This window comes from Rubneribacter sp., assembly GCF_965361815.1.
The window spans coordinates 1-9,833 of record NZ_CBDTNW010000007.1 but is presented as its reverse complement, the minus strand read 5'-3'; the positions used below and the strand labels follow the sequence as shown (position 1 = coordinate 9,833).

Sequence of the window (9,833 nt, the reverse complement as noted above, 5' to 3'; positions counted from 1 at the left end):
TGTCGCCATCCCTGCCCGCCAGAATCTGCATTGCATCCAAAAGCATCCGATATAAGGCTTTCAAATGCAACAACTACAAGATAGGAGAATCATGGAAAGAAGAAAGCTCGTAACGGGCATGGCCGTGGTTGCCCTCTGCGGCGCCGTTGGCGTTGGGGGAGGGCTGCTGGGATGCGCGCCGCAAGGATCTTCGAGCGAGGCGCCTTCAAATGACGGGGGCGCGACGGAGGCCCAGGCGACGACGTCCGACGCCGACAAGACCATGGAGGAGTGGGGCGAGCTTTACCCGCTCCAGTACGGTTCGTACCATCAGAGCACGGTCAAGGACGACGGGCTGCTCCACGGCCATTACGATCTGAAGCAGAAGCTGCTTGCTCCGGCCAAGCGCGTTGAGCGCACCGACGGCCAGCTTGACACGAAGCTCATCAACGAAAGCGGCGGCTTCAACCAAGACGAGAGCATCCTGGTGTCCGGCGTTGAGTGGGATTCCGAGAACCATGTGTGGGTGGTGAAGGACAGCGAGCTTGACGACCTTTCGGGCACGCGCGAGCGCCAAGGATGCTACGCATGCAAGACAAGCGTGTTCGATGACGTGTACGACCAAGATGGCGCGGGCATTTTCGGCGCCAAGATGACCGACGAGTTCGTGGACACGCTCAACGGCCAGGTGTGGAACTGCACCACATGCCATGACGGCGATCCCGCCGCAAACCCGCCCGATGCGCAGCTGACGTACTGGACGCAGCTTGCTCGCGATTCGTACGACCTGTTCGATTCGGACGAGCGCGTGTGCGGTCAGTGCCACAACTCGTTCGACTACCGGTCGCATATCACCGACCAGGAGACGATGGATGGGTTTTCCCCGTATCGGTACGGCTTGGACGTTGACTCGCTCTACGAAGCGGCGGTCGAGGACGGCATTTACTCCATTGACGAGGATACCGGCATCTTGCTGACCTGCTTCGATCACCCGGAGATTGAGTTCGTCCAAGGAAGCGCGATGAACGAGCTGGGCGTTACCTGCGTGGACTGCCATATGCCGCAGGCGGACGAGTCCGGCGAAGGGTACACCAGCCACAACGCTTCGGGTTCGCCCTTGGAGAACGAGGATGCGCTTGAATACTGCCTGACCTGCCACAAAGAGCAGGGGATAGAGTCGACGGCCGACATGAAGGCCATGGTGGAGGACCTGCAGGCCAAGACGAAGGCCGTCGAGGAGGATCTTGACGCGCGCTTCGACCAGGCTTACGAGCTGATCAAGAACGCGAACCAAAGCGGCGGAGTGGACGAGGCCGTGCTGCAGCAGGCTCGGGACGACTACTCGAAGGCGGAAGCGTACTTCCATGCGACCGTGGGAGACGCTCCCATGGGTGTCAAAGTGGTCCACAACCCGGTGGCGACCGAGAACTACTGCGCTCAGGTTGGCAATCTGCTTGACGGGATCATCGCGAGCCTCGGGTAAACTGAGAAGCGACAGGAACCCTCCCTTGCGGAACGGCGCCCATGCGGTGCCGTTCCGTCGTGGGGGCGGGCGGATGCGGGGACGCTTGCGCATGCTCGCGCATGCGGAGGGGAGGTGCCATGGGCGACGTCAAAGGGTGCAGCATGCGCGGTCTTTCGATTCGCGTCGCGTGCTTGGCCGTCGCCGTGGTCGCGGTGGCGGCTGTTATGTATCTTGCCTGGTCGCAGTCGTATCAGGAGGAGGCGGTGCGCGGAAAGGCGCTTGCCGAGGCGCGCACGCTCAACCTGGAGATGCAGGCGGTGTGGGACTACATCGACGATTCCCAGCCGCTTATCAACGTGAACGACGACGGTTCCTACAGCTTCAAGGGCGTGTACTGCTCGGTGGCCGGCAAGGCCATCGCGAAGCGGTTCACGCGCGATTCCGAAGGCTATGTCATCCGCTACGTGCGGGAGGATCCGCGTTCGGGCACCGACGTTCCCGATGAGTTCGAGGCCGAGGCGCTCGCCCGTTTCGAGGAGGGCGCCGCGACCGAGCACTACGGGGTGTCCTCTGTGGACGGGCAGCCGGTGTTCCGCTACGCCTCCCGGCTCGTTCTCAAGCGGAACTGCCTGCAGTGCCACGGCGAGCCGGCCGGGGAACCCGACGTGACGGGCTTTCTCAAAGAGGGTATGAGCGAAGGCGATCTGGCGGGCTGCGTCAGCATGGTCATTCCGCTCGGAAGCTACGAGGCCGAGGCGCATACCGAGCTTGCGGTCTCGCTCGCGTTCTTCTTCTGCCTGGCCACGGCCATTGTCGTGGTGGTGGCTTTCGCTTTGCGGCGGTGGGTGGCGCGTCCGCTTGAAGCCGCCAACGCGCAGCTGCAGGACGAGAGCGAGGAGAAATCGAACTTCCTTGCCATCATGAGCCACGAGCTGCGCACGCCCCTTTCGTCCATCATCGCGTTCACCGACATCTGGGAGCGGTCGCCGCGCGCGAAAGATCCCGACGAGCGAAAGCTCGTGCAGGAGATCAAGGAGAACAGCGTCGTGCTTTTGGACATGGTGAACAACACCATAGACGTGGCGCGTTTGGAGGCCGGGCGGTTCGAGGTGCAGTGCGACGAGGTGGACCTTGTGGACGTGGTGAACGCCGTGTTCGCCGTGGCCGAGCCGTTGGCCATCAAGCAGGGCATCGTGCTGGGCAAGTCGGTTGATCCGGGCATCCCCATCATGCGCTCGGACTGGGAGGCGCTGCGCAAGATCATCATGAACCTTGTGAGCAACGCGCTCAAATTCACCGAGCGCGGCGGCTCCGTGGAAGTGTCGGCCCGCCTTGCGAACGCGGGGGACGAGGGCGAGGGCGGCGCGTTGGCGGTCATCGCGGTCGCCGACACCGGCTGCGGCATTGATCCGGACGATCACGCGAGGATATTCAGCCGCTTCACCCAGGCGTCTGCGGCGGCGTCTGGCCGCGGGGGAAGCGGGCTTGGCCTGTTTTTGGCGAAGAACCTGGCCGAGAGGCTGGGCGGATCCATCGCGGTGGAGAGCGCGCCGGGCAAGGGCAGCACGTTCACGGTGGCCGTTCCCATCGTGTGCCCCGAGGAGGGCGCTGATCAAGGAGGCGAGCGATGAAGATTCTGCTGGCAGACGACGAGCCGAGCTTGTGCGAGGCGCTCTCCATCATCCTGCGCGACGCGGGATATGAGGTGCGTGTGGCCCGCGATGGGGCGCAAGCGGTGACAATGTTTGCGCGAGAGCGCCCTGACCTGGCCATCCTTGATGTGATGATGCCTAAGCTGGACGGGTTTGACGCATGCGAGAGCATACGGGAGATAGACCCCGACGTTCCCGTCCTCATGTTGACGGCCAAAGGCGACATCGACGACAAGCGCAGCGGGTTTCGCGCCGGGGCGGACGACTACGTCACCAAGCCCTTCAACGACGAGGAGCTTGTCTTGCGCGTTGAGGCCCTGCTCCGCCGGCGGGGGCGGGGCGATGCTCCGCACGGGACGGGCGGGCTCATGCGCACGGTGCGCATCGGCGACCTTGTGATCGATCCTTGCCGCTACGAGGTGACCGTGCGCGACCGCGTGATCAACCTCACGCCGAAGGAGTTCCAAATACTCGCGCTGATGGCCGACCATCCCGGCAAGGTGTTCACGCGCGAGGATCTGATCGAGAGCATCTGGGGCGAGGAGTACGAGCGCACGGGGTCCATCAGCATTCCCGTGTACGTGCGCCGCATCCGCGAGAAGATAGAGGAGGACCCTTCCGATCCGAAGTACCTCCAAACCGTTTGGCGCTTCGGCTACCGGCTGGGGGACTGATCCGCGCAGCCGGCCGGGAGCCGGGTTCGCGCTGAAAGCGACCGGCGGCCTTGCGGGGGGGGGTGGTTCGTGCAACCGGCTGGAAGCCTCTTCCCGCTCCGCCCCCTCGTCCCCTTGCTCCCCGCCGCCGCTGCCGTGCTGCCCCTTGGTTGCCCGTTTTCGCTTCCTTTGTGCAGATCGCACGCAGCGGAGGGGATTTTCGTTGACTTCTTGCACCGATGCTGCTTATACTTCAAAAGTTCGCTTTCAGAAGCCCCGTGACGCAGCGAGAAGCGGAAACGCGAACCGAGGGAGTCCAGGCCCGAGGTTGCGTGCCGGCGTAGGAACCCGGCATCCGATCGACCTGCACTTTTGGAATCGATCACCGCAGTTTCGAGGCGGGTCCGGCAGACGGGCCGTCTTGGGGCGGCGGGTTCCCGCCCCGCACGGCGGGGTAGGACGCACGTATGGAGGAAGACAGTGAAGACGTATTACGCGAAACCCCTCGAAGTTGAGCGCGAGTGGGTCTTGATCGACGCGACGGACCAGGTGCTCGGCCGCGTTGCCTCCAAGGCCGCGCAGATCCTCAAGGGCAAGCACAAGCCGCAGTACACGCCGCACGTGGACACGGGCGATTTCGTGGTCATCATCAACGCGGACAAGATCCGCGTGACGGGCGCGAAGGCGTCTGCGAAGACCTACTACCGCCACAGCGGTTACCCCGGCGGTCTGAAGTCGGAGACCTTCACCGAGGCCATGACCAAGCATCCCGAGCGCGTGATCGAGCACGCCGTGAAGGGCATGCTGCCGAAGAACCGGCTCGGTCGCGCCATGGGCAAGAAGCTCAAGGTGTACGCGGGTCCCGAGCACCCGCATATGGCCCAGAAGCCCCGCGAGATCAAGATGGAGGGTTAACCCATGGCAGGTGAAGCTTTGTACTACGGCACCGGCCGCCGCAAGAACGCCGTCGCTCGCGTGCGCCTCGTTCCCGGCACCGGCAAGATCACGGTGAACGGCCGCGAGGCGGTCCAGTACTTCGGCCGTCAGGCGCTGGTGGACTACGCCAAGACGCCGTTCAAGGTGACGGACACGATGGACCACTTCGACGTGATCGCCCGCATCAACGGCGGCGGCATCTCGGGTCAGGCTGGCGCGCTGCGCCACGGCATCTCCCGCGCGCTGCTTGAGGCCGGCGACTACCGCGCCGAGCTTAAGAAGGCCGGCTACCTCACGCGCGACGCCCGTATGGTGGAGCGCAAGAAGTACGGCCTGAAGAAGGCCCGCAAGCGCCCGCAGTTCAGCAAGCGCTAGGCGTATCGCCTTCTCGCGTTCGCGAATCGCACGTTTTCTGGAAGCGCCGTCCCTTCGGGGGCGGCGCTTTTTCGTGGGGGAGGGTTCTGCGCGTGTCGCATAGGTCTTGCGCTTTGCGGCGGCGCTCTCGGTTAGAATGGGCGAGCGACGCGTTGGGGGGAGGCCGGGTGAAAGTCGGGCCGCGCCAGGCGACACGGCTGGGTACGAAATCATGTCCAGCGGGGCATATTTGGAGCAGACGTGCGAGGAAGCACGAAGATGCGAGAAGGAGAGGGCGCATGCGCGAGGTGCGGACGGCGCGGGAAGACGAGTTTGATAGGGTGATGGACTTCTACTCTGCGATGATCGACCAGATGGCGGGGACGGATTTCGATGTGCGGTGGAAGCACGGGGTGCATCCCTCGCCGGAGTTTCTGCGTGCGGCTGTTGATGCTGGTCAGGTGCATGTGCTGATGGTCCGGGATGATGCGCATCAACCCTGCATCGCGGCGGCCATGGTGCTTGACGGAGATGCGGCAAAGGGCTACGAGCGCGTTCCGTGGGGCGTGGCGGCCGCTCCCGACGAGGTGTGGGTAGTGCACGTGTTGGCCACGCTGCCGGCGTTTCACGGTCGGGGATTCGCGCGCGATCTGATGCTGGGCGGCTTGAAGGCTGCGCGTGCGGCGGGGAAGCGGGCCGTCCGCCTGGACGTGTTCCCCGACAACGTTCGCGCGCGGCGATTGTACGAGGCGTGCGGCTTCAAGAACAAAGGGACCTTCCCGCTACTTTACGAGGATCTGGGTCCTGCAAACTTCTGCCTGTACGAATGTGCGCTGTAGCCGGCCTTCCGGCGCCGTCGACCGCGACGGCGCCGGAGACTCGCGCGGGTTACGCCTGGCCGCCCAAGACCTGACCGATGGTGTAGCCCATCAGGCAGTTGCGGGTGTGGCTGAGGCAGTTCAGGTTGTGCGGGTAGGTGTTGTAGAACATGCCGCCCGACACGATGCCGGCCGCGAACAGGCCCTCGATGGGCTGGCGATCCTTGTCCAGCACGCGGCACTCGGCGTCCACCAGAAGGCCGCCCACGGTGCACAGGCCGTCGGCGTATTCCTTCGTGGCGTAAAACGGCGGCGTGTCGATGGTCATCATCATGTCGCCGGGGAAGTTGAAGTCCTCGTCCTTGCCGGCCGCCGCCATCTCGTTCCAGCGCTCGATGGTGGCCGTGAACTCGTCCACCGGCACCTCCATAAGCTCGGCCAGCTCTTCAAGCGTGTCGGCCTTGAGGGCGTTCTCGCTGGTGGCGGCTGCCGTCCAAACTTCCTTCGGGCCGTAGCACGACGAGCTGGGCGTCCAAATCTTGTCGATCTTCTGCTCGATGGCGCCGTCCACGATGTAGAAGTCGTAGGTGCCGGGTTGCGCCTGGATGGAAAGGGCCAAATGTCCGTACGGCTCGTACTCGGGCACGAAGCGGCGGCCCAGCTTGTTCACGCGCAGGTACGGCATGAGCTGCTCGGGATCCAGCATGATGGCGTGCGGGAACTCGTCCTCGGCCGCGCCCACGGCCAGGCCCATCTGCAGGCCGTCGCCCGTGTTGCCGAACGCGCCGGTCAGCCAGTGCCCCGGCACGCCGCGCGGACGGCAGCGCTCCTTGAGCATCTGCTGGTTGAACTCGTAGCCGCCGGTGGCCAGCACCACGCCCTTCGCGCAGTTGTATTGCTCATAGCCCTCGTCGCTTTTCACGATGACGCCCGTCACCTTGCCTGCGTCGTCGGTGACCAGCTGGCACGCGGGGCACTCGTAGCGGATCTCCACGCCGGCCTCCTGCAGGATGCCCGCCAGGATGCCGGCCAGTTCGGCCGGGGGATAGGGCAGGTTGAGCGAGGTGTTCCAGGAGCGGGACAGCGACGTTTTGTCCCACTCGTCGCGGAAGTCGGGGAAGTCGCCTGCGGCGAACGTGAGCGGGTAGTCGTCGAGGTTCTGGTTGTCGAAGTGGCTCACGTACCAGTCAACGGCCTCGCCGTTCGCTTCGAGGTAGTGACGGTAGAGCTGCATGTCTCCCTGGAAGGCGCAGTCCACCATGGCGTCGCTGAGCCAGGCGTCGGTGTCGTAGGTCATACCCCAGTGCTGGTGCAGCTTGGAGTTCGTGCCGCCGATGGTGGCCGAGTTGTAGTTGCCGGTGGACTGCTTTTCCACGGCGACGGTCTTGAGGCCCTGCTCGGCGCAGGCGAGCGCCGCCGCGTCGCCCGCGGGACCCAGGCCGCACACCACCACGTCCACGTCGTGCGTGGCCACGATGTCGCCCTCGGCGATGGGCTCGGCCACAAACGCGATCTCGCCTTCGCCGGCAGCGCCCACTTCCACCTCTTCGACCACGGGCCACACCGCCTGCGAGGGATCGGTGGTCTGCATGGTGCCCGACGCTTCGCCGAAGCCCGATCCGCCCGTCGCGGCGCCCGATCCCGCGCCTGACCCGCCCGTTTGGGACGCGCTCTGCGGCGCGCAGCCGGCCAGTCCGGCGACGGCGGCCAAGCTGGCGGCAGCGGCTGCGCCCGTCAGAAACGAGCGACGGCTGAGCTGCGGCTCGTGTTCCGCAGCGCCTTTGTTGTCCAGGTGCTTCATCTCTTCCTCCCTTGATCGCGGCGACCGCCTTGTTCCGGCCGCCTCTTCCTCCTGACATGGTGGGCGTTTTGCCGCCTCCGTGCATCCCACGAAACGGTATACTTTTGCGTTGACCGAGGTCAGAAAGGATGCATGTTGTTCACGGCGTTGCGGGGCATGCGGCATGGCGCCCTTCGAGGCCAAGGAGGGAGGGGCGCCATGCGGCGTTTCGGGAACGTGGAGGGTGGAGCGTCGGAGTCGTCCGGGGCGCCGGGTTCGTCCGGGGCGCACGGGCTTGGCCGGGGGCGTCGGGGGGCGTCCGCGCGTTGGGGGCGTTCGCGCGCCAAGACGGTGGCGGGATCGGCGCTTCTGTGGGCATGGGGATTTTGCTGTTACTTGAGTCCGGCGCTCATTCCTCAGCCGAACGAGGGCGGCGCGAGCGTCGGGTTGGAGTTCGGATATTTCGCCTCGCAGGCGGCGGTGGTGCTGTTCGCGCTCGTCGTGGCGCTGTGGGCGCGTCGTTGGCGCATCGTCGTGCGAAAGCCGGCGTTCCTGGTTGCCGCTGCCGTCGCGTCTTTGTCGGTGGTTGTGCTTGCGGCGGCTGTGCGCGCGGGCGCGTTTCCCGTCATCGTGGTATGCGGCGTTGTGGACGGTTTTTGCATCTCCCTGCTTGGCGCGGCGTGGGGCGCGCGCTACTCGTTGGGCGCCCGCGACATGCGCCCGCTTGTGGTTATGTCGTTTCTGGTGGCGTATCTGCTGTACCTTTTGGTGGCCCACGCCCCTGCGCCTTGGTCTGCGGCTGCGGTGTGCGCGCTGCCGCTTGCCTCGTGGGCGCTGTGGATGAGCGACGCCTCCGCCCGCCACGAGCTTTCGGCCGAGGTGTTCCCCGAACGCGGCGCGGATGCGTCTGCCATGCCCGGCGAGCTGGCGGCCGGATCATGGGAGGCCCGCGTGCTGCCGTGGCGCGCCATCGGCGTGCTGGTGTTGGCTGCGTTCGTGGGCAACCTCATGGCGTCGGCGGTCATGGGGCGAGGCTATGCCGGCGCGGACAGCCTGTTCTTCGGCGGCATCGTGGTGTGCGCGTGCATAGCCACCATGTCGCTTGTGCCGCTCACGGCCGACCGCAACGTGCTTTCGGTGGAAAGCGTCTACCGCATCACGCTCACGTTCACGGCGGTGGGGCTGGTGGCCATCATGGTGTTTGGCGCGGAGGGCATCCCGGTAGGCGGCGCGCTCGTGTCGGGAAGCGCGTTTTATCTACAGGTGCTCGTGTTCCTCGTCATCACGCAGAGCACGCAGGAGGAGGGGCTGTCGCCGCTGCTGTCGTTCAGCGTGGGGCAGGCGCTCATCTCGGGCGTCGTGTTTGCGGGCAACGTGCTGGGCAAGCAGGTGTTTTCCCTGTTCGGATCCGGAGAGTTCGTGCTGGACGCGGTGTGCGGCGCCGGGTTGCTGGCGCTGTTCTTCATGCTGGTGGCCCGTGCGAGCCGTGCAGGTGGCGCCGCGTCGCCCGCAACGCCTGCGGGGGCGGCGCGGCTTGGGGGAGAGGGGCCTTCGGATACGGCCTCCGACGAGGACGCCGTGCGGGAGCGCGCGGACCGCTTCGCGCAGCGCTGCGGCCTGACGAAACGCGAGACGGAGGTGTTCGGCTATCTGGCGCGCGGGCGCAGCCTGCCCTACATCGCCGACGCGCTGTTCGTGACCACGGGCACCGTGAAAACGCACACCGTGCACATCTACCGCAAACTTCAGGTGAACTCGAAGCAGGAACTGATGGACCTGTTCGAGGCGGAGGCGTGAGCCGCAGCTTCCCTCGCCCTCCTTTCGTTTTCGCCCGGAGGCGGGGCGAAAACATTCGCGGTTCGTTTGATGACGCCAAGTTGATGCGGCATTCCCCCGGCGTCCGTGCTATCGTATGAAGGTCATGCGAACCGACGGGGTTCGCAGGGAAGGCGTCTGGAAGGCGACGAGTAAGGAGCGCACGCCGTGGCGATGATTTCCGAGATGTACGGCTCGATGGTGTTCAACGAGCACACGATGCAGGAGCGCCTGCCATCCGCGACGTACAAGAGCCTGCTCAAGACCATCAAAGAGGGCCAGCCGCTCGACCTCGAGGTGGCCAACGTGGTGGCGCACGCCATGAAGGAGTGGGCCATCGAGAAGGGCGCCACCCACTACACGCACTGGTTCCAGCCGCTT

At 65.3% G+C, this 9,833-nt stretch carries 9 protein-coding genes; 8 read left to right on the top strand and 1 reads right to left on the bottom strand.

The genetic code is table 11. From position 1 onward, the window contains the following. Positions 1–91 precede the first annotated feature (91 nt). From ACWKY3_RS00445 to ACWKY3_RS00420, 6 genes are all read left to right on the top strand, one after another. On the top strand, positions 92–1,462 hold the full coding sequence (locus ACWKY3_RS00445) for an ammonia-forming cytochrome c nitrite reductase subunit c552 (RefSeq protein ID WP_449314452.1): 1,371 nt from the start codon (positions 92–94) through the stop codon (positions 1,460–1,462). 143 nt (positions 1,463–1,605) lie between these two features. After that, complete coding sequence (locus tag ACWKY3_RS00440) at positions 1,606–3,075, top strand: ATP-binding protein (RefSeq protein ID WP_449314451.1); 1,470 nt, start codon at positions 1,606–1,608, stop codon at positions 3,073–3,075. Next, positions 3,072–3,770 carry a response regulator transcription factor gene (locus tag ACWKY3_RS00435; protein WP_449314450.1) on the top strand — a complete coding sequence of 233 codons (699 nt, stop codon included), beginning with the start codon at positions 3,072–3,074 and terminating at the stop codon, positions 3,768–3,770. Before ACWKY3_RS00440 ends, ACWKY3_RS00435 begins: the two co-directional genes overlap by 4 nt. A gap of 459 nt (positions 3,771–4,229) precedes the next feature. Continuing rightward, the gene (rplM, locus tag ACWKY3_RS00430) at positions 4,230–4,664 is read left to right on the top strand and encodes a 50S ribosomal protein L13 (protein ID WP_449314449.1); all 435 of its coding nucleotides are present in this window, start codon (positions 4,230–4,232) and stop codon (positions 4,662–4,664) included. Between the two features lie 3 nt (positions 4,665–4,667). Then, positions 4,668–5,060: a 30S ribosomal protein S9 gene (rpsI, locus tag ACWKY3_RS00425; protein ID WP_449314448.1), complete on the top strand. Its 393-nt coding sequence runs from the start codon at positions 4,668–4,670 to the stop codon at positions 5,058–5,060. Positions 5,061–5,338: 278 nt separating this feature from the next. Then, complete coding sequence (locus ACWKY3_RS00420) at positions 5,339–5,878, top strand: GNAT family N-acetyltransferase (protein WP_449314447.1); 540 nt, start codon at positions 5,339–5,341, stop codon at positions 5,876–5,878. Between the two features lie 49 nt (positions 5,879–5,927). On the opposite strand, the gene ACWKY3_RS00415 is transcribed toward ACWKY3_RS00420, so the two are convergent. Beyond that, positions 5,928–7,658, bottom strand: coding sequence for an FAD-dependent oxidoreductase (locus ACWKY3_RS00415; RefSeq protein WP_449314446.1), 1,731 nt, complete (start codon positions 7,656–7,658; stop codon positions 5,928–5,930). Between the two features lie 198 nt (positions 7,659–7,856). Between ACWKY3_RS00415 and ACWKY3_RS00410 the strand changes: the two genes are divergently transcribed. Together ACWKY3_RS00410 and ACWKY3_RS00405 are read left to right on the top strand one after the other, a co-directional pair. Further along, positions 7,857–9,434, top strand: a complete 1,578-nt coding sequence (locus ACWKY3_RS00410) for a response regulator transcription factor (RefSeq protein ID WP_449314445.1) — start codon at positions 7,857–7,859, stop codon at positions 9,432–9,434. A gap of 186 nt (positions 9,435–9,620) precedes the next feature. Continuing rightward, a partial coding sequence (locus tag ACWKY3_RS00405; protein ID WP_449314444.1) for a glutamine synthetase III occupies positions 9,621–9,833 on the top strand: 213 nt, incomplete at its 3' end.